Consider the following 21,038-nt stretch of genomic DNA (forward strand, 5'->3'; position numbering starts at 1 on the left):
CTTCGTTATTAAAAGCACATTAAGATACGATCACTACCAAAATCCTTAATATTAATTAACATATATATGAGAGTTGTACGACTTAAGCCACGAATACTTTTGACATCTGTAGAAATTAGAAATATAACCTAAATACTTACCTTTTATCCAAGAAAAAAGAGATTAGTTATTTTATATAAAAAAGATCAAAATTAGCCTTTGATTTATAAATAAATAACGAATAATCAATATCAATAAAAAAATGATTTTAGATATCTTTGCAAACTATGAATGATATCGAAAAAAACCTTCATGAAATAAAAACATCAATTCCTGAAGGAGTTACTCTGGTAGCAGTATCCAAAACTAAACCTGTTTCTGATCTAATGGACGCCTATGATGCTGGTCAAAGAATTTTTGGTGAAAATAAGATTCAGGAAATGACCGAAAAGTGGGAAACCATGCCAAAGGACATTAGCTGGCATATGATCGGACATGTACAAACTAATAAGGTTAAGTATATGGCTCCCTTTGTAGATCTCATTCATGCAGTAGATAGTTACAAATTGCTTAAAGAGATCGACAAACAAGCAAAAAAACACAATAGAACTATTAACTGTCTCTTACAAATCAAAATTGCTAAAGAAGAAAGTAAATTTGGTTTATCAGAACAGGATGCTATCGCTTTATTAAACTCCGAAGAAGTTAAGAATTTAACCAATGTTAATATTCAAGGGCTTATGGGAATGGCAACTTTTATAGATGATGAGCAACAAATACACGATGAATTTAAAAAGATTGCTTCTTTTTCTGAAAACATAAAAACAAAATACCCTCAACTAAAAACCTTATCGATAGGTATGAGCGGAGATTACAAAATGGCTATTGACTGCGGAAGCACTATGGTTAGAATAGGAAGTTCTATTTTTGGAGCCAGAAATTACCAATAATATATACTTTTTGATCATTAGTACTTGATTTACCAAATTGATAAATAAAATAATAATAATAATGTCCCTTATTAAACTAAGCTTGAAAAAATAAAGATTACCGAACTATATGTATGCAATTTTAGATATTGAAACAACCGGAGGAAAATATAATGAAGAAGGAATTACTGAAATTGCTATTTATAAATTTGACGGACATGATGTAGTGGACCAGTTTATAAGTCTGGTTAATCCCGAACGTCCCATACAGCCATTTGTAGCTAATCTTACCGGGATAAACAATCAAATGCTTCGCAATGCACCCAAGTTTTATGAAGTAGCCAAAAGAATTGTTGAAATTACTACCGACTGTATTATTGTTGCACATAACTCTAGTTTTGATTACAGAATTTTAAGAACCGAATTCTCGAGATTAGGATTCGAATTCGAACGGCAATCTTTATGTACTGTAGAGCTTTCTAAAAAATTAATCCCAGATCAACAATCTTATAGCTTAGGCAAACTTGTTCGAGGACTTGGCATCCCTCTTTCTGACAGGCACCGAGCCAATGGTGATGCCCTGGCTACAGTAAAATTATTTAAACTCTTACTCACAAAAGATATAGAGAAAAAAATAATTATAGAAACCGTTAGAACAGAGACTAAACGCCAGGTCGATGATAAGCTTCTTAGATTAATTGAAGACGCTCCTGCAGCAACAGGAGTATATTATATGCATCGTGAAAACGGGACTATCATATATATTGGAAAAAGTAAAAACATAAAAAAACGCCTCAATCAACATTTTACAAACGACAATAGAAAATCTAAAAGAATACAAGAAGAAGTTGTTAGTGTAACGTATGAAAATACAGGAAGTGAGCTTTTAGCATTACTAAAAGAAAGTGAAGAGATAAAACGTAACAAACCAAAATATAATAGAGCACTGCGTAAAACAAAATTTGATCAAGCCCTATACCAATTTACAGATGACAATGGGTATATAAATTTCAAAGTTCAAAAAGCAGATCATCGCAAAATAAGCATCACTACTTTTTCTAATAAACAACAAGCTAAGACTTACATGCATCGATGGACAGAAGAGTATAATTTATGCCAAAAATTAATGGGGCTGGATAATGGAGAAAGTAATTGTTTTAACTACACTATAAAGCAGTGTCATGGCGCTTGTATTTATAATGAACCTGCAGAAGAATATAATATTAGGGCACAAAAACTTATTTTCAATACTTCTTTTCAGAGTCAGGATATGATTATTGTGGATCGAGGAAGAGATATTGACGAACAAAGTGTAATATTGGTTGAAGAAGGAAAATTTAAAGGTATAGGGTACTTCAATCTAAATTATCAAATCAATAATATAGAGATTTTACGCTCTATTATTACCCCAATGACCCATAACAGAGATGCCCAACACATTATCCAAAGTTATGTGCGTACACATAAAAGACTAAAGATTATCAAACTACAAAAAAATGTATAGAACTCTATTCTTTGTATTTTTAACCACTTTCTCTTTTTTAATAAGCGCCCAAGAAGCTTACAATGATAAAAATATGGTTGTGAGCATGATTGATTTACAAAGTACAACATATAAAAAAGACAGTACCGCAACTGCATTTTTTATATACGAAAAAGGGTTTAGCAGAGTAGAAAATGGTGGTGGTTATGATTTGTTAACAGATTATGAAGCAAAAGTCAAAATATTAAATGAGCAAGGGTTTGGTCATGCTACGGTAAAAATTCTTTTATACAGAAATAAAAGGGATAAAGAATCTTTCAATAATCTTGTAGCATTTACTTATAACCTGGAACAAGGTAAAGTTATTAAAACCAAAGTAGAAAAAGACCAAATTTATTATGAAAAACATGATCAAAACTTCACTTCTGTAAAATTTACATTTTCTAATATAAAGCCAGGATCTGTACTAACTTATAAATACCAGGTAGAATCTCCTTTTATGTATAATTTTAATGGATGGGAATTTCAAGATGATATCCCAAAAATGTATAGTGAGTTTATAGCTGATCTACCCGGTAATTATGTCTACAATATAAAACTCGTAGGGACTCTAAAACTAAATACCAGTGAATCTACTATTAAAAAAAATTGTCTCCAAGCATCAGGTTTAGGATCTGCTGATTGTTCTCATAACACATATATCATGAAAGATATTCCTGCTTTCAAAGAAGAAAAATATATGACAGCAAAGAGCAATTATTTTTCTCGTATTGAGTATGAATTAAAAGAATTTAAAGGATTCGATGGAGTCAATAATAAATATACTGAAACATGGAAAAATGTTGATATCAAATTAAAAAAAGAAATAGCCATTGGAGTACAACTCAAAAAAACGGGAATCACTAAAAATATTCTTCCCGACACTATACAATCAATGCCTAATGATGTGATCAAAGCAAAAGCAATATATCGTTATATTGCTGATCATTATAAATGGAACAAAAAGAATGACATTTTTAAAGGTAATTCTATTTCTGAAGTAATTAACTCTAAATCAGGTAATGTCTCTGGTATAAATATTTTATTACATAACACACTGAAACAACAACAATTTAAAGTTTATCCTGTATTACTATCAACAAGGAATAATGGCTACGCTACAACTATACACCCTGTAATCTCTGATTTTAATTACTTAATTACACAATTAACTATCGAAGATGAGACATTTCTTCTAGATGCTACAGAAAATAATTTAGCGTTCGGAGAAGTACCTTTTAGATGCTTAAATGTACATGGTAGGTTATTAGATTTTAAAAATGGTAGTTCCTGGATAGATATAAAACCCGCAAAGCGTTCTTTAATTTTTTATAAAGAAGAATTAAAACTAAATGAAAAATTAGAATTAGACGGTAAAGCAAAACATGTTTTCGCTGGTTACCATGGATACTATAAGCGAAAAGAACTGGATCAGGTAAACAAACAAAGTTATTTAGACTTAAGGAAAAAGAAAAACTCCGAAGTAAAAATAACCAACATTAGCATTAAAGATGAGAAGGATTATGAAAAACCATTTGAAGAAGAATTTCAATTTACAAGAAATACAGAAACAATAGATAACACGATTTACATAAAACCATTTACCCTACCTTTTTTCGAAGAAACTCCTTTCAAACTTAATCAAAGAACATATCCTGTTGATTTTGGCTATCCAGACTCATATACATACCTGGTTTCTATCGAGTTACCCGAAAATCATGAATTTGTCGACATCCCAAATAATTCTTTGTATGCTATTCCTAATCATCTAGGTCAGGCAGGTGTCAATTTTCAGAAAAATGAAAAAAAATTAATTATTACTCATAGAATAACATTTAATTCTTCATATTACCCTGTAGAATATTATAAAACACTTAAAGATTTTTTTAATCTTATTATTGAAATAGAAAATAATACTCTTATAGCCGTTAGAAGGGTACATTAGTTTTTTTAGTATTTTTATTCAAAATCAAGAAATTTGGACAATAATTCATCTCATAAGAACTGGAAAAACCAATTGCACGACATCATTTATGAAGCCGATACTCCGATAGGAAAAATATTTGATGTAACTCTACTTATCTTAATAGTATTGAGCATCATCTTTGTAATGCTCGAAAGTGTAAAAGGACTATCTGCTGAAACCTATACGTTTTTGTATTATGCAGAATGGATCATCACTATATTCTTTACTTTTGAATATATAGCCCGTATTATTTCTATAAAAAAACCAGCCTCTTATATTTTTAGTTTTTATGGGATCATCGATCTTTTATCTACTTTACCATTATACCTATCATTTTTTATAACAGGCACCAGTGCATTGTTGGCTGTTAGAGCGTTAAGATTACTTCGGGTTTTTAGAATTTTAAAAATCTCGAGATATATTGGTGAATCCAACAGACTAGCCAAAGCTATAAAAGATAGTAGAGCCAAAATACTGGTATTTCTATTTGCTGTATTAGTGTTATGCATAATTATGGGTACGGTAATGTATATCGTAGAAGGAGAAGAAAGTGGTTTTAAAAGCATCCCCATAAGCGTATATTGGTGTATTGTTACACTAACAACAGTTGGTTATGGTGATATTGCTCCTGTTACTCCGCTAGGACAATTTATTGCAGCCATTATTATGATCATGGGTTATGGTATTATTGCTGTTCCTACGGGTATTGTTAGTGCCGAATACACACATCATCAAGCTAGTAAAGTACATCTAAATACTCAATCCTGTAGTCATTGTAGTGAGAATGAGCATCGCGATAACGCTAAATTCTGCCATAAATGCGGAGAAGACTTACATCATGACCATGAATAAAAATCTAATTGTGGTTGTTGGCCCAACTGCTATAGGCAAAACCAGCTTAAGTATTGCACTTGCAAAACATTTTAATTGTGAAATTGTTTCTGCAGACAGCAGGCAGTTTTATAAAGAAATGAGCATTGGTACTGCAGCTCCTTCTCTTGATGAATTAAAACAAGCTAAACATCATTTCATTCAACACATAAGTATTAAGAATGAATACAGTGTAGGTGATTTTGAAAAAGATGCTTTAGATAAACTTAATGAATTATTCAAAAGCAATGACTATGCTATTCTAGTTGGAGGTTCTGGGCTCTATATCGATGCGGTAACCAAGGGGTTGGATCGTTTTCCTGAAATAGATATAAAGATTAGACAAGAACTTCAAAAAGAATATAACGACAAAGGAATCGAAAATTTGCAGCAACAATTAAAAATTTTGGATCCATTGTATTACGAGAAGGTAGACCTTAACAATACACATAGAGTTATGAGGGCTTTAGAAGTATGTATTGGTAGTGGAGAACCTTATTCATCATTTCTTACTAAACCACGAAAGAAACGACCTTTTAACACTATTAAAATTGGGGTTACCGCAGAAAGACAAACTATTTATGACAGAATAAACCAACGCGTAGAGCTAATGGTGGAAGGGGGATTACTAGATGAAGTAAAAAGCCTTTACCCATACACATCATTAAATGCATTAAACACTGTTGGGTATAAAGAAATATTTAAATACCTGGATAAAGAATGGGATTTGGATTTTGCTCTTTCTGAAATCAAAAAAAATACCAGGCGTTTTGCCAAAAGACAGCTTACCTGGTTTAAAAAAGATTTAGAAATTAGTTGGTATGACTACAAAGAAGATATTAAACCTATTATAATGCATATAAAAAAAAGCTCACTATGATAATTATACATAGTGAACTTTTTTAGAAGTTAGTTACCGTTACTATTCCTACGATTCTTCGTTTCTTACAACTAGTCTAAATCCTTCTCCGTGAATATTAAGAATTTCGACATTTTCGTCTTTCTTCAAATATTTTCTAAGTTTGGCTATATATACATCCATACTACGAGAGGTAAAATAATTATCATCTCTCCATATTTTTGTTAATGCTAATTCTCTAGGCATTAAATCATTAAGATGTAGTGCTAGTAAGCGAAGTAATTCATTCTCTTTTGGAGAAAGTTTAATTGGATCTTCTTCCTTAAACGTTAAAAAGCGAAGTTTCGAATTAAGATGAAAGCCTCCAACGTTAAACTCAAACTGTTTACTATCGGCAACAGACTCTGTGCTTTTACGCTGCATAATAGCTTGTATTTTCATTAACAACACTTCGCTATCAAAAGGCTTATTAAGGTAATCATCTGCCCCTACTTTGTATCCTTTCAACACATCTTCTTTCATTGCTTTTGCAGTTAAAAAGATGATTGGTATTTCTTCATTTTTTTCTCTAATCTCCTTTGCTAATGTAAATCCATCTTTATAAGGCATCATGACATCAAGAATACACATATCATAATCATCCTTTTTGAATTTTTCGAAGCCTTCCATACCATTTTTAGCATGCACAACATCATAATCGTTCATTACTAGATAATCCTTTAATACTGTTCCAAAGTTTGGATCATCTTCTACAAGCAAAATCTTTTTGTTTTCTGTTTCCATATTTTAAGATATTAACGGTAATTTAATTATAAATGTGGAGCCTTTTCCCCTTTCACTCTCCACCCATATCTGACCATGATGATCATCTATAATTCTCTTTACGTATGTTAGTCCTAATCCGTGTCCTTTTACATTATGAAGATCTCCGGTATGTTCTCTAAAGAACTTTTCAAAAATCTTTTTCTGTGCTACTTTACTCATTCCAATTCCTTGATCACGAACTTTTAGAACAATACTATTTTTTACATTTTCTGTATATACATCTATTTTAGGCTCATTTTCTGAATATTTTATTGCATTATCCAAAATATTCACAACTACATTAGTCAAATGGCTATCATTAGCCAATACTGTTGTTTTAAGCGCTCCTAAATGCATTTTCACATACCCTTCTCTATTTTCTACAAGTAGAGACACATGAGTAATTGCATCTTCAATAATATCATGCAACTCTTGTCTTTCTTTTTTAATGTTAAGTTCATTTTTCTCTAATTGAGATATTCTTAACACATTTTCTACCTGGGCATGCATTCTTTTATTCTCTTCACGTATCATACTCATATAACGCTGCACTTTCTCTGGATCCCCTCCTATTTTAGGATTCTTTATAGAATCTAATGCCAAATTAATAGTAGCAATGGGAGTCTTAAGCTCATGCGTCATATTATTAATAAAATCTGTTTTAATTTGTGATATCTGTCGTTGCTGCATCAATTGTGATAAAGCACTGGAATATGCAACTACAATAATTAACGTAAATATTATAGATAATATGGCCATTCCCTTGATAGAAGAAAGCACATATTGTTTTTTTCCAGTAAAATTAACATATAGCTGATACTCACTTACACCTTCATCATTTACAAAAAGTGGTATTGCATATGTTGTTGGATAATCCAAACTAAAATCATCAGAACGTACTTTGGTTGCTAAAGCATTACTATATATAGCATATTCAAAGTCTACTTTTATATCTCTTTCTTCCAGTTCTTTCCTTAATAGATAATCTATTTCTCTTTTTTGAACTCTTCTATGTATTGGTATAAAACTGGCAATTTCTCCTATTACTATTTCATAATCCATTCTCTGGAGATCTGTTAACCCACGTATTCTCTCTAGTTTGGATTTAGAATTTTGCCTTACAAAATCACTTTTATCATTTTGCGTAACAGCCTCGGTATTACGATTTAAAATATTTTTTAACCGAACCGTATCAATATTTAAATTTATAAAAGACGAAAACAACTTATGGTCTTCTTCTAAAATACCATCTGTATGTGTAAACGACTTTGTCGTATTATCAATACTAATATTTAGAAGCTGACGTATAGTTTTGTTATCAGGCTCTTCTATGCTATCCAGAATCTCCTGTAATGGAAAAAACATCTCTTCAAACTCTCTGTATTGAATTCTATGAGATACAGATATCAATATTTGTTTCGCATTAAAAGAAAACTGTTCTTCATTATTCTCTACAGTGTTGTTAATCCAATATCCCTGAACAAAAATAATCCCAATTAACGATAAACTCATCAGGATTATCAGCAACACGAATAACCTTTTATTCATAACTCAAAAGTAAGACTTTAACATTTAGCTACTTTAGGGTTTAACCAAATGTTAACAAAATGAAAGATTCGGATTACAAACATTTTATAAAGATATTTTCTCATGAACCCTATATACTTGATTTTCAGTATCTTTTATATTTTCATTATATATTACAAAATCGGCTAATGGGATTTTTCGAGCATCTTCCCACTGATTATTCATCCTAGAAAGGACATCTTCTCTCGTAGTTTTGTCTCTTTTTAGGACTCGTTCAATTCTGGTTTCTATTGGTGCTGATACAAGAATAGTATAATCACATTGTTCATGACCTCCATTTTCAAAAAGTATAGCCGCTTCTTTTACTACATAATTCCCTTTTTGTTTACTTTTCCAGCAATCAAAATGGTTTGCCACAGCAGGGTGAACAATTGCATTTAACTGAAGTAGTTTTGAAGAATCGTTAAACACTACATTTGCTATATATGATCTGTTTAATTCTTCGTTTATATAAGAATCATTTCCTAATAAATCGATAATTTGTTTTTTTACTAATGCATCCTCATTCATAAGCCTTTTAGCTTCAATATCGGCTATATAAACTGCAACTCCTAGTTGTTCAAACATTTTGGCCACTGTAGATTTTCCGCTACCTATACCACCTGTTAGACCTACTACTTTCATATCCTAACTTATTTCAAAACCACAAATTGAACTTGTTTCACCTGTAACCGTACATCATGAATGTAATCTGGTTTATTTACCAACTCTAAAGTTAAAAACAAACTTTCTTCAGATGCTTTAGCATAATCAGCTACTACCATAAAATCTCTGGGACTTATTTCATTGTATTTATCTAATCCTACCCTGTATACTACAGAAATTTCTTTAGGAAAAATCTTAATTTCTACACCTTCAGGTATATTATTTAATGTTATAGGAATTTTTTGATCTCCCTCTGTAAATTTACTCACCAAAACGTTAGCCTCTACTTGTGCAGGAGTAACAGTAATGGTGGCTGGTAATTCTTCAATATCTATATCTAATTTTGAAGTATAATTAACGTTTAGCCCTTCTAAATTTAAATTTTCTGTTGTTATATATTGTATCGTATCTATAATTTGTGAAGGCCCACTAATTGTTATAGAATCAGGAGAAACTACTAACCCCTTATCACTACCATATCCAATAGCATACTGAATCTTCTCGACGATTTTAACCGGGATCTTTTTTTCCAGATTATGATCTAATTTTAATCGTATGGTATCTTTTTGTACAGATAAAACCCTTCCTTTAAAGTCCAATTTATTTTTTAACACCGAAGATTCTTTATCAACACGAAAATAATATTGATCTCCGCTATTAATAACCGCATCCTCTACATTAAATTGTAATGTTGGTCTGCTCCAATTATGATTCATTAGTCTAAAACCATTCCCATTAAGGACCATTCTTAATGTTTGGTCACTCTGCTCATTAAAAATTTTGTCTTGTGGTATATTGGTATATCGTATAGCTACTTCTACTTCTTGGGTATAATTTTTAGAGAATTGTATAAATAACCACAAGATTGAAGTAAATATTAGAAAAAACAAAAAGGTTTTTACATTATTCCTTTTTAAGGAAAATCTATTCTTTTTTCTTGCTGACATACAAATTACTTTGAAAAAAACAATTTCTTAAATTGCTTTTCGGGTACTTTTTTCAATAGATGAATATAATAATAAGATTTCAGGAATCCTTTTCCGTATCCATAAAATTGTATCAAAACTGCCAAAATAGATTGTACGCCTATAGACAGATTCTTATATTCTAGCGTAGCGCCTAGAAAAATAATCCCTAAATACATACCTAAAATAGCAACAAAGTACCACCATCCCAAAAGTGCAGTCACTATAGAAAATACGGTGTATAGCAAGAATAAGGTAGGGAACCAATATGTAATTTTTGCTGTATCTGGGTGCCATCGATTTAAAATAGGTCGTACCAATCCAAACTTATTCACCTGGATATAGAATTTTTCCCAGGAAATTCTTCTTTTATGAAACACTTTGGCATCAGGAATTAATGTAGTGTCATATCCTAATTTCCATAATCTTATGGTAAGATCCGGGTCTTCTCCGGGGTGTATGTTTCCGAAACCACCCGAAGCCTCAAAAGCTTCTTTTGACAATCCCATATTAAAACTACGGGGCTGAAATTTTCCCAATGTATTTTTACGCCCTCTAATTCCGCCAGTAGTTAAATACGAAGTCATACTATAACTTATTGCTTTCTGAAGGTTAGAAAAGCTTTGATGAGCGTCATCGGGACCTCCGTAACAATGTACAAAAGTATTGGATAAAAAACGTTCTGCTTTAGACAAATACTCTTTTGGTAATAGCACATCACTATCGAGAATAACAAAGTAGTTACCTTTTGCCTTACGCATACCATAGTTACGAGAATCTCCCGGGCCAGTATTTGGCTTTTGGTAATAACTTATAGATAACCTATCTGCAAAAGTCGCTATAACCTCCTTTGATGTATCAGACGATCCATCTTCGACAATCACAACCTCATATGGTTTGGTATAATCCATATCCACCATGCTATCCAGCAGCTCTTTAATCTCATTTGGCCTGTTATATACTGGCACAATAAAGGAGAAATATATTTTCATATTGCAAAGGTAAGTGGTCTAAATAAAAAATCCCATTACCAATTAAGAATGGGATTTTTTACTAATTTTATAGTAGTTTTTTTTAGAAAATCTTTATTCTTCTCCTACAAATTTATCCATCACTAACTGGCTTACTCCCATATTAGAAAAACCTCCATCATGGTATAAATTCTGAAGGGTTACCTTTTTGGTTAAATCAGAGAATAGTGTAATGGTATAATCGGCACACTCTGCTGCCGTGGCATTACCTAAAGGAGACATTTTATTTGCGTATTCTATAAATCCATCAAACCCTTTCACTCCTTTTCCTGCAGTTGTTGGGGTTGGGGATTGAGAAATTGTATTCACTCGTACATTACTATCTCTACCAAAGAAATATCCAAAACTACGAGCAATAGATTCTAGATATGCTTTATTATCTGCCATATCATTATAATCAGGAAACACGCGCTGTGCTGCCATATATGTCAATCCAACTATACTTCCCCAGTCATTCATTACCTTTTTCTTATATAGGGTTTGCATTGTTTTATGAAAAGAAAGTGCAGATACATCTAATCCTTTTTGTGTCCAGTCATAGTTCTGATCTGTATAATGACGTCCTTTACGCACATTTATTGACATCCCTATAGAATGTAAAACAAAATCAAGTTTACCACCCAAAATTTCTGTTGCTTTATCTACAAGATTTTCTAAATCTTCTAACGAAGTAGCGTCTGCAGGTATAACTTGAGTATTGGTTTTTTCTGCAAGAGTATTTATAGCACCCATTCGCATTGCGACAGGAGCATTGGTAAGAACAAAACTTCCTCCCTCTTCATAAACACGTTCTGCGGTTTTCCAAGCGATTGAATTTTCATCAAGTGCCCCAAAAATAATTCCTCTTTTACCTTTTAATAAATTGTATGACATTTAATTATAAATTAAAGTATGGTTATACGAGTGGTAAAGATAATAAAACGACCCAAACCACAACCAATCGAAATAGAATTTAGTTAAGTATGTAAAAAAAATAATTAACGGTGCATGGCAATAAAATATTAATCAAACCTCTACATGATAAATTAATAATGTTTCTATCTCTATAAGAAATAGAAACCTATGATTGCGATAACTTATAAATAACGTTGGGAGTTTTAAAAAAACCTGACTTTTAAAATCTAATTAAAAATTAATCTATTATCAGTTGATTTTTATCAACATATACCTTATATTTGACATATAATTTTGATTGAGTATTGTTTTCAAAATATCATTGATTTGATATGTAAGATTATGATACAAAACACCCCCCATAGTGTATATTATTTCTCCCCTTAGAAAAAATATACTATTTCATCCCCCCTTAGTATTGAAATTATTATAGAGTTATTTCTATAACAGAATTTTTAGTTACACAAAGATGATGTACCTATTTCTGAAAAAATTTGTTTTCATTAATACAAGTATAGGTAACTAACTCTTAGTACTATAAAATACAGTCGATTTATGTGTTGAAATAATTCTTTATATAAAAAAATTAACCATTATTAAGAATATACGTTATGGAAAAAAATTACCAAGTTACTTATTATCATTGTCAGATGTTTTCATTTTTTGATTTTTAAAACACTAAAAAAACAGGGGCTTTTTTCTTAGAACAAATTAAAAAAACGGGGCATATGAAAATTATTACGTTAACTCTCTTACATAAGAGAATCACCACTCTTATTTGTCTTTTTGCACTACTATTCTCTTCGGCTTGTGTTTACGCACATTATCCTCATGAATACAAGTATACTTCTTTAATCTCAAAGGATACTACTACAATTAATACCAAATATACCAATCCATTAAGTCTTACTATACTAAAAATACAGGATGCCACAACTACAGGAATATGTTGTGATGGTAAAGCCAAAGCTATCGCTTCTGGTGGAAAACCTGGTTACACATATCAATGGAGTGCTTCTGCTAACAATCAAACTACAGCAACGGCAAGCCTTCTTACCAATCGCACCCACAGTGTTACAGTAACTGATACCGATGGAACTCAAGTAACAAAAAGTATTGTTATTCAATGCTTAAATACTTGTGATATTAAAGCTACAAATACTATAACTAATGTATCTTGTAATGGCGATGCTACAGGATCTGTTGATCTAACAGTAGAAAACGGTACCCCTCCATTTACTTTTGCATGGAGTAATGGTTCTTCTGATGAAGATTTAACTAATGTAATTGCCGGAACATATTCGGTAACGATCACCGATGCTTCAAATTGCACTACTACAAGCTCAGCCACCATAACCGAACCCAGCAAAGCAGTATCTGCTTCCGTAAAGGAATTAACCCATATTAGCTGTAACGGTTCGGGCCAAATTACTGTAGAAGGAATCGGCGGAGTACCACCTTATACATATTCTATCGATAATGGAGCCAATTATCAAACCAGCGAAACATTTCTAGATCTCGCACCAGGACGTTATACTATAAAGATACGTGATGCTAATTGTTGTACTTCTATAGTTTGCACAACAATTTTATTTAATTGCACAGACGCTGTGACAGACATTAACAACACTTTTATTAATACACCCGTTTCTGGCAATGTATTAACCAACGATGAAGATCTCGAAGGAGATACACAAACAGTAACTACTACTACTGCAACTACCACAGAAGGGGTTATTGTTAATATAGAGCCTAATACAGGTGCTTATACTTACACCCCTCCTACCGGGTTTACAGGAGAGGATTCTTTCGAATACACTATCTGTGATGATGGCAATCCAATTGCTTGTGACACGGCTACTGTATATATCGAAGTACTCCCTATTAGCAATCCCAAAAATGAAGCACCCATTGCAAATCCAGATACTGCAATTACCGAAATAAATACTCCTGTAAACGGTAATGTATTAGTTAATGATTTTGATCCCGATGGAGACCCTATTACAGTGACAACACCTACAGTAACCACCACAGAAGGAGTTACAGTAGCTATAGATCCCAATACGGGCACATATAGCTATACGCCTCCTCTTGATTTTACTGGTGATGATACTTTTGAGTATACTATATGTGATAATGGTAATCCTGCTCTATGCGATACCACTATTGTAGTAATTACTGTTATAAAAAACCAGAATAACAGCACTTTTGCTAATGATGATGCATATTTTACTGCATGTAAAAATATTCAAGGAAATGTACTGGATAATGACTTTGATCCAGAAGGAGACACACAAACCATAAACATAGTCCCTGTAGATGATGTAGATAACGGAACCCTTACTCTTAACACCAATGGTTCTTTTACTTATATCCCTAATTCTGGGTATACAGGCACAGATAGTTTTATTTATACAGTATGTGATAATGGCTCTCCGGTTGTTGCTTGTGATCGAGCCACTGTGTACATTACCATCTCTGCTATAGTACCTCCCAATATCACTAATTGTAATGTAACAGACGAAATCATCGAATGTAATGGAACAGATAATGAAACCATAGCCAACACCTGGAACGCCAATAATATTGCAGAGTTAGAATCCTGCGCTTCTGACACTTGTAATACAGATTTTACTGGTCAAATAACTTCAAATTATGATTTTAATAATTTAGTAAGTTCTTGCGGTCTAGGCGGTACTATAGAAGTTACATACACTATCACAGGTGATAATGGAGATACAACAACTCTTACTGCAATTCTTACCCTGCATGATTCTACACCTCCAGACCTAACAAGCTGTACAATTACTGATTTAACCTTAGAGTGCTCTACAACTAATATTGAAGAAATTGCTAACCAATGGAATAGTGATAATATTGCACTACTGGAAACTTGTACAACCGATAATTGTAACTCGAGTGCAACTGCATTAGTAACTTCGGATTATGACTTTAACAATATAACAGATGGAATCCTGATAGTAGAATACACTATCACAGATGATTGTAACAACGCAACTACAGTGCAAGCTACAATAACATTCGAAAGCAATTCTGTAATTGCAAATGACACTACATTATGTGCTCTTGATGAAATAGAATCGCAAATTTTTGATTTGTTTGATCTATTAGAAGGAGAGTACAGTACTAGTGGAACCTGGGAAGTTATATCAGGAAATGCATCTATAGTTGATGATCATTTTTTTGATCCTCTAAGCATAGAATTATTTGGCGAAGATACCTCTGAGGAGATCGCATTTAGTTACACAGAAAACAATCTGGCTTGCCCAATATATCTCGAAACAACAATAGAAGTACATAATAGATGTGCAGTATTCTCTTGTGGAGAAGATACTATCAAAATTTCAAAGGTAATTACACCAAATGGAGATCCGTACAATGAATATTTTGCAGTGAATGGTGTAGAAAATTGCGGTTACGTTGTAGATGTTAAAATCATTAATCGTTGGGGGGCGATTATATACAAATCAAGTGATTATCAAAATGATTGGAATGGCACAGCACATCAATCATCTTTAGGGTCAGCAAACCAAGTACCTAGTGGCACATATTATTGTATAGTAACGATCAACAACAGTGGTTTAAAACCCATTAGTACCCCATTATATATTGGAACAAAATAAAAAAACAACTAATGGGTATTACAAAAAACAAAATAACAGTACTACTAATACTTTACATTAACATCATCGGATATGCGCAACAATTGCCACAGTTCACGCAATATATGTTTAATACCATATCTATAAATCCAGCCTATGCAGGTAGCAGAGAAGCATTAAGTATTGTAGGCTTACACAGAAGTCAATGGACAGGAATACAAGGCGGTCCTCAAACTCAGACATTATCTGCTCATTCTCCATTACGAAACGAAAAAGTAGGAGTTGGATTATCTGTAATACGAGATACTCCTGGTTTTGAAAACTACTTATATATTTATGGTGATTTCTCATATTCTATTAATATTACAGATAATTCGAAATTAGCTTTTGGGTTTAAAGCTGGGGCTACTAATTACAATCTAGATCGGGAATTTTTAAATGACCCTGAAGTAACGCAAGATCCTTTCTTTGGAAATTACTCAAACCGTTGGAATCCCAATATTGGCGCCGGGCTATATCTGCACTCAGACAGATGGTATCTTGGGCTATCATCACCAAGAATATTAAATACCGATAATAATAGTACCACCGAAACATCTACGGTAGAATATGTAGCCCTAGAACGCGTTAGTTATTACCTTACAGGAGGATATGTGTTTGATCTAGGTACAAACACAAAATTAAAACCGTCAGCCCTTCTTAAAGCAACTAATGGCGCGCCAATTTCTATTGATCTAAATGCTAATTTTCTATTCTATGAAAAATTTTGGCTCGGAGGCTCATATAGATATAATGAGCATACTGCTTCAATAGGAGCCTTAGCAGATTTTCAAGTAACAAAACAAATTAGAGTTGGCTATGCCTATGAACATTTTATTTCAGACATACGCCCTTATATTGGTGGCACTCATGAAATTTTACTGATGTACGAATTATTTAATGAAAAGCGTGTCAGGTCTCCCAGGTACTTTTAATAGCATACGTATGAAAAATAGAATATTTCTAATTTTAGCACTCCTGTTTAGCACCTTTATTTATGCGCAAAAAATAAAGGTAGCAGATAAATATTTTAGAGATTTCGCATACTTAAAAGCTATTGAATTATACAAAGAAGCATTAAAAAGAGAAGATAGCAGTAAACATATTCTATCTAGGATAGGAGATTGCTATTATAACAATTCTAACTCAGAACAAGCATATTTTTGGTATAACAAAGCAGTTAACAAATACAAAAAGATACACCCTCAATACATCTATAAATTCATACAAACCTTACGAAGTTTAGGTAAATATGAGGAAGCTAATCAGTGGCTTAAAAAATTTAAAGCACTTCAACAAAATGGCAAATACACCAAAAATTCTGAAAGCATAAGTCTTGAAAAATTTCAAGAATTATCTACTCCAAAAGATATTCATGTTCGTGTAATAAACCTAAACTCTAATAGCAAATACTCTGATTTTGGTGGGTTTGAACAAAATGGAAATTTATATTTCTCATCCTCTAGAGCAGATGACAATGCCAAAGGCAAAAAGAAAATTTATAAATGGAATGGAGAACCTTATTTAAACATTTATCAATCTACAATTGATCGAATTGATTCAACTATTGTAGTAAACAACATTGCTCCTATTTCTTCAGACGCAGTAAATTTAAAGAATGAACACGAAGGCACATTAACAATCACTAAAGATGGTAAAACACTCTTTTTTACCAGAAACAACATTAATAAAAGAAAAAGAACATCTTATGATAAAGAAGGTAATTCTAATCTAAAATTATATAGAGCCAAGCTTAAAGGCAATCAATGGACAGCCATTGAAGAATTACCATTTAATGACAAAACTTTTTCGACAGGGCATCCAGCGTTAAGCCCTGATGAAAAAACCTTGTATTTTGTATCAGACAGAGAAGGAGGATATGGACAATCAGACCTATATAAAGTAGCTATAAACGATGATGGTTCTTTTGGAGCTGTAAAAAATTTAGGAGACAAAATTAATACCGAAGGCCGGGAAGTTTTTCCTTTTGTAGCAAAAGACTCTACATTATATTTTTCATCAGATAGCCATATAAATCTTGGTTTTTTAGACATTTACAAATCTAATATGCTTAAAAAAAGAGCCGATGAAGAGGTCGAAATTAAAAACCTGGGAGCCCCATACAATAGTGGCTATGATGATTTTGCTTTCTTTTTAAATACAGATGGTGATTCTGGGTATTTTTCTTCTAACAGAATTGGAGGTAAGGGTAGCGATGACATCTATATATTTGACAAATACGAATGTAAGCAAGTTTTGACCGGGGTAACATACGATAAACTCACCTTAAAACCACTTGCAGAAGTTACTGTTAAAATCATTGATGAAACAGGTAAAATTATTAATACTACCCTATCTGATAATAACGGCAACTATATTTTTGAAGAGGTATCATGCGGAAAAACATATTCTATTCTTGCTACCAAAGCAAATTACAGGCCAGATTCTAAACAATTTTCGACAACTACAACTAATGGAAGTGAAATAAAATTAGATCTATACCTAACTCCTTTAATCATAAAAAAAGAAATTGTAGTTAATCCTATTTTCTTCGATTTTGACAAATATGATATTCGCCCAGATGCAGCCTATGAATTAGAGAATATTGTTAATGTGATGCGAGAAAACCCTAAAATGATTATAAAGATTGAATCTCATACAGATAACCGTGGTAGTGCTAAGTACAACATGAAACTTTCTAATAGACGTGCTAATGCTACCAGAGATTATATTTTATCAAGAGGGATTGCCACAAACAGGATCCCAAGTGCTATAGGCTATGGTGAATCACGATTATTAAACAAGTGTGGTATAGATAACAAACCTCCTTGTACAGAAAAAGATCATGATGAAAACAGACGTTCAGCTTTTTTGATACTCAATGACTATGAATAATTGAAGTCAGTAAGAAGGTTATCTTTTAATAAAAATATTAGTACAATACATCACACCATCTTCATTTTGTTCTATAGAAATATCAAAATCTGTAAAATCACCTTCTATTGTACTTCTATGACTATCACTTTTTATCCATGCATTAACAATAGATTCTGCCGAGGAATAGCCGTATCCAACGTTTTCGGCTACTTTACTTGCTCCTGCATTCGCAACAAGATATGATTTACGCTCATAAAAATAATCGTGAGATATATTATTTTGCTTAATCATGTAATCGGTATGACTATAGGCTTGTGATTTTATAATATCTAGAGATTCAAGGGTATTTAAATTCTTAGAAACCCTATAGCTATTTATAAGATCTAAAATTTCAATTTCTATTGATTTTACTTCAGGAACAGTAAATTCCTTGTTAGAAGAGTCTAAATTATCTTCAACATTTTCTGCAGAACAGGAATATAACAACATTGCCATACAAGCAATATAGATTACTTTGATAGGTGATTTCATAATTTGGGGGCGTAGGTTTGGGGCTACTTGCACAAACTACAAAATAAAAGAAAACAAACTAGGGTCAAAAATGTTAAAATCGATAAAAAACACCCTTTAAACGCGTTATATTGCAAATAATCGATAAAATACACGTTTTTAGCACTTTAACACTTGTTTCTAATCATTAAATCAAAGAAAGTAAAAATCTACTTATTTATGATAGACTTACAACTTTACTCTACTTAATTTAGGGCTGAATTCAATAATGATTTTGCATGGGTTAATGCCGAATCAGAAATGTTTTTGCCACCAATCATTTCGGCAATTTCGTTAATTCGTTCTTCCTCGCTTAGCAATTTAAGCTGAGTAATAGTAGTATTTTGTATATCTTCTTTATATACTTTATAATGGTTTTGACCATTAGCAGCGATCTGCGGCAAGTGTGTAATACTGAAAACTTGTAGGTTCTTACTCATATTCATCATTAAATCTGCCATTTTATGAGCAACTTCACCAGATACACCGGTATCTATTTCATCAAAAATAATTGTAGGTAGCTGTGTGTATCTAGATAAAATAGATTTAATCGCAATCATAATTCTTGACAGCTCTCCTCCTGAAGCCACTTTTTTAAGTTGCCCAAAAGCTCCTCCTTTATTGGCAGAGAACAGAAATGTTAGCACTTCTTTTCCGTTAGACAAATACTTTTCCTGTGGCTCTAAAGAGGCTTGAAATGCTGCATTTGGCATTCCCAGTGCTTTAAGAATATCTTCTAACTCCTTTATAAGTAAAGGAAGTGCCTTATTTCGTTTCTTATGAATCTTTTCTGCAACTTTATCTAATTGAGACTGAATAGTAACTATTTCTTTTTTAAGCCTCTCTATATCTTCTGACAGCGATTCTGTTTTAGAAACTTTTTCTCGTAATGTATCCGTTATTACGATCAATTCTTTTATATCTGATACCGCATGTTTTACTTGTAGATTGTGTAATAATTGCAAACGCTGGCTAATTTGTTCTAATCGCTCAGGGTCCGCTTCCAGTTTTTCTAATTCATCAAGTAAAGAGCTACTTACATCATCTAACTCTATATATACACTCTGAATTCTTTGAGAAAGTTCTTGCAAAGGTCCAGAATACGATTCTATTTTAGAGAGATTATTTTTGATTGTATTTAATTGATCAGATACCCCAACTTCTTCTGAAGACATTACAGCAACAGATCCCGATAATCGTTCCTGAATTTCTTCTATATTATTAAGTTGATCGTATTGTTCTTCTAATTCTTGTAGTTCACCTGGCTTAAGCTTTGCTTCTTCCAATTCATTTAAAAGAAAAGCATTGTAATCATATTCTTTTGTGAAATTTTCTTGATCAGCTATAAGAGTACCTACTTCTTTTTCTTTTTGTTTTAAAAGCTCTAAACCTCTTTTGTAAGATTTTATTTCACGATCTGCATCAGCCAATGCATCTAATACCTCAAATTGAAAATCATTTGTAGTTACCTCTAATGTTTGGTGTTGACTATGGATATCTATTAATCTACTTCCTAGAGACGCTAATGATTGTAAAGTGACCGGCGTATCATTTATAAAAGCTCTGGATTTACCCGATGGCAAAATCTCTCGTCTGATTATAGTTTGATCTTCATAATCCAGCGCTTCTTCTTCAAAAAAAGAAGTAAGCCCATATTTTTTCACATCAAAAACTCCCTCTATTACACATTTTTGAGTATTATCTTTAACACTACTTAGATCTGCTCTTTTTCCTAATAACAATCCCAAAGCACCAAGCAATAAAGATTTACCCGCTCCAGTTTCTCCTGTAATCGTTATTAAACCCGAATCAAAAGCTACTTGTAGCTGTTCTATTAAGGCGAAGTTTTTTATAGAAAGACCTTTTAGCAAAGGATAGAAAAATTTTTGTTGTTTTTAA

At 32.3% G+C, this 21,038-nt stretch carries 16 protein-coding genes; 8 read left to right on the plus strand and 8 right to left on the minus strand.

The genetic code is table 11. The features are described 5' to 3' along the window. Positions 1-266 precede the first annotated feature (266 nt). The 5 genes from DK441_RS04005 to miaA all read left to right on the plus strand — a co-directional run bounded on the left by DK441_RS04005 (position 267) and on the right by miaA (position 6,146). The gene (locus DK441_RS04005; protein ID WP_109097589.1) at positions 267-929 is read left to right on the plus strand and encodes a YggS family pyridoxal phosphate-dependent enzyme; all 663 of its coding nucleotides are present in this window, start codon (positions 267-269) and stop codon (positions 927-929) included. A 109-nt stretch (positions 930-1,038) separates the two neighbouring features. Next, positions 1,039-2,412: an exonuclease domain-containing protein gene (locus DK441_RS04010; protein WP_109097590.1), complete on the plus strand. Its 1,374-nt coding sequence runs from the start codon at positions 1,039-1,041 to the stop codon at positions 2,410-2,412. Then, a complete protein-coding gene (locus tag DK441_RS04015) occupies positions 2,405-4,375 on the plus strand; it encodes a DUF3857 domain-containing protein (RefSeq protein WP_109097591.1) in 1,971 nt (656 codons plus the stop codon). The genes DK441_RS04010 and DK441_RS04015 overlap by 8 nt, the downstream gene beginning before the upstream one ends. A 33-nt stretch (positions 4,376-4,408) precedes the next feature. Continuing rightward, a complete protein-coding gene (locus DK441_RS04020) occupies positions 4,409-5,248 on the plus strand; it encodes an ion transporter (protein WP_109097592.1) in 840 nt (279 codons plus the stop codon). Continuing rightward, positions 5,241-6,146, plus strand: a complete 906-nt coding sequence (gene miaA / locus DK441_RS04025; RefSeq protein WP_109097593.1) for a tRNA (adenosine(37)-N6)-dimethylallyltransferase MiaA — start codon at positions 5,241-5,243, stop codon at positions 6,144-6,146. The genes DK441_RS04020 and miaA overlap by 8 nt, the downstream gene beginning before the upstream one ends. A gap of 48 nt (positions 6,147-6,194) precedes the next feature. On the opposite strand, the gene DK441_RS04030 is transcribed toward miaA, so the two are convergent. The 6 genes from DK441_RS04030 to DK441_RS04055 all read right to left on the minus strand — a co-directional run bounded on the left by DK441_RS04030 (position 6,195) and on the right by DK441_RS04055 (position 12,030). Beyond that, positions 6,195-6,908, minus strand: coding sequence for a response regulator transcription factor (locus DK441_RS04030; protein ID WP_025664007.1), 714 nt, complete (start codon positions 6,906-6,908; stop codon positions 6,195-6,197). Positions 6,909-6,911: 3 nt separating this feature from the next. After that, positions 6,912-8,477, minus strand: a complete 1,566-nt coding sequence (locus DK441_RS04035; RefSeq protein WP_109097594.1) for a HAMP domain-containing sensor histidine kinase — start codon at positions 8,475-8,477, stop codon at positions 6,912-6,914. An 84-nt stretch (positions 8,478-8,561) separates the two neighbouring features. Then, on the minus strand, positions 8,562-9,140 hold the full coding sequence (gene coaE / locus DK441_RS04040) for a dephospho-CoA kinase (protein ID WP_109097595.1): 579 nt from the start codon (positions 9,138-9,140) through the stop codon (positions 8,562-8,564). Between the two features lie 8 nt (positions 9,141-9,148). Further along, positions 9,149-10,108, minus strand: a complete 960-nt coding sequence (locus DK441_RS04045; RefSeq protein ID WP_109097596.1) for a YbbR-like domain-containing protein — start codon at positions 10,106-10,108, stop codon at positions 9,149-9,151. A 5-nt stretch (positions 10,109-10,113) separates the two neighbouring features. Beyond that, positions 10,114-11,118 (minus strand): glycosyltransferase family 2 protein, encoded by a 1,005-nt coding sequence (locus DK441_RS04050; RefSeq protein WP_109097597.1) that lies wholly within the window; start codon positions 11,116-11,118, stop codon positions 10,114-10,116. 93 nt (positions 11,119-11,211) lie between these two features. Continuing rightward, entirely contained in the window at positions 11,212-12,030 is an 819-nt protein-coding gene (locus tag DK441_RS04055) for an enoyl-ACP reductase (protein WP_109097598.1), read from the minus strand. A gap of 749 nt (positions 12,031-12,779) precedes the next feature. Between DK441_RS04055 and DK441_RS04060 the strand changes: the two genes are divergently transcribed. The 3 genes from DK441_RS04060 to DK441_RS04070 are packed head-to-tail and all read left to right on the plus strand — an operon-like array spanning position 12,780 to position 18,608. Further along, on the plus strand, positions 12,780-15,695 hold the full coding sequence (locus DK441_RS04060) for an Ig-like domain-containing protein (RefSeq protein WP_109097599.1): 2,916 nt from the start codon (positions 12,780-12,782) through the stop codon (positions 15,693-15,695). Positions 15,696-15,706: 11 nt separating this feature from the next. Continuing rightward, the gene (locus tag DK441_RS04065; protein WP_109097600.1) at positions 15,707-16,648 is read left to right on the plus strand and encodes a type IX secretion system membrane protein PorP/SprF; all 942 of its coding nucleotides are present in this window, start codon (positions 15,707-15,709) and stop codon (positions 16,646-16,648) included. Positions 16,649-16,658: 10 nt separating this feature from the next. Continuing rightward, complete coding sequence (locus DK441_RS04070) at positions 16,659-18,608, plus strand: OmpA family protein (RefSeq protein WP_109097601.1); 1,950 nt, start codon at positions 16,659-16,661, stop codon at positions 18,606-18,608. A gap of 18 nt (positions 18,609-18,626) precedes the next feature. On the opposite strand, the gene DK441_RS04075 is transcribed toward DK441_RS04070, so the two are convergent. Both DK441_RS04075 and recN read right to left on the minus strand, forming a co-directional pair. Beyond that, positions 18,627-19,121 carry a CAP domain-containing protein gene (locus DK441_RS04075; RefSeq protein ID WP_109097659.1) on the minus strand — a complete coding sequence of 165 codons (495 nt, stop codon included), beginning with the start codon at positions 19,119-19,121 and terminating at the stop codon, positions 18,627-18,629. 224 nt (positions 19,122-19,345) lie between these two features. After that, a complete protein-coding gene (gene recN / locus DK441_RS04080) occupies positions 19,346-21,010 on the minus strand; it encodes a DNA repair protein RecN (RefSeq protein WP_109097602.1) in 1,665 nt (554 codons plus the stop codon). Between the last annotated feature and the right edge of the window lie 28 nt (positions 21,011-21,038).

It is taken from the genome of Aquimarina sp. AU58 (assembly GCF_900312745.1).
In the GTDB taxonomy this organism is placed as follows: domain Bacteria; phylum Bacteroidota; class Bacteroidia; order Flavobacteriales; family Flavobacteriaceae; genus Aquimarina; species Aquimarina spinulae.

Coding starts and splice junctions, on each gene's coding strand:
- DK441_RS04005 (WP_109097589.1), top strand. CDS start 267: ATGAATGATATCGAAAAAAACCTTCATGAAATAAAAACATCAATTCCT.
- DK441_RS04030 (WP_025664007.1), bottom strand. CDS start 6,908: ATGGAAACAGAAAACAAAAAGATTTTGCTTGTAGAAGATGATCCAAAC.
- coaE (WP_109097595.1), bottom strand. CDS start 9,140: ATGAAAGTAGTAGGTCTAACAGGTGGTATAGGTAGCGGAAAATCTACA.
- DK441_RS04045 (WP_109097596.1), bottom strand. CDS start 10,108: ATGTCAGCAAGAAAAAAGAATAGATTTTCCTTAAAAAGGAATAATGTA.
- DK441_RS04070 (WP_109097601.1), top strand. CDS start 16,659: ATGAAAAATAGAATATTTCTAATTTTAGCACTCCTGTTTAGCACCTTT.
- DK441_RS04015 (WP_109097591.1), top strand. CDS start 2,405: ATGTATAGAACTCTATTCTTTGTATTTTTAACCACTTTCTCTTTTTTA.
- DK441_RS04065 (WP_109097600.1), top strand. CDS start 15,707: ATGGGTATTACAAAAAACAAAATAACAGTACTACTAATACTTTACATT.
- DK441_RS04055 (WP_109097598.1), bottom strand. CDS start 12,030: ATGTCATACAATTTATTAAAAGGTAAAAGAGGAATTATTTTTGGGGCA.
- DK441_RS04075 (WP_109097659.1), bottom strand. CDS start 19,121: ATGAAATCACCTATCAAAGTAATCTATATTGCTTGTATGGCAATGTTG.
- miaA (WP_109097593.1), top strand. CDS start 5,241: ATGAATAAAAATCTAATTGTGGTTGTTGGCCCAACTGCTATAGGCAAA.
- DK441_RS04060 (WP_109097599.1), top strand. CDS start 12,780: ATGAAAATTATTACGTTAACTCTCTTACATAAGAGAATCACCACTCTT.
- DK441_RS04050 (WP_109097597.1), bottom strand. CDS start 11,118: ATGAAAATATATTTCTCCTTTATTGTGCCAGTATATAACAGGCCAAAT.
- DK441_RS04035 (WP_109097594.1), bottom strand. CDS start 8,477: ATGAATAAAAGGTTATTCGTGTTGCTGATAATCCTGATGAGTTTATCG.
- DK441_RS04010 (WP_109097590.1), top strand. CDS start 1,039: ATGTATGCAATTTTAGATATTGAAACAACCGGAGGAAAATATAATGAA.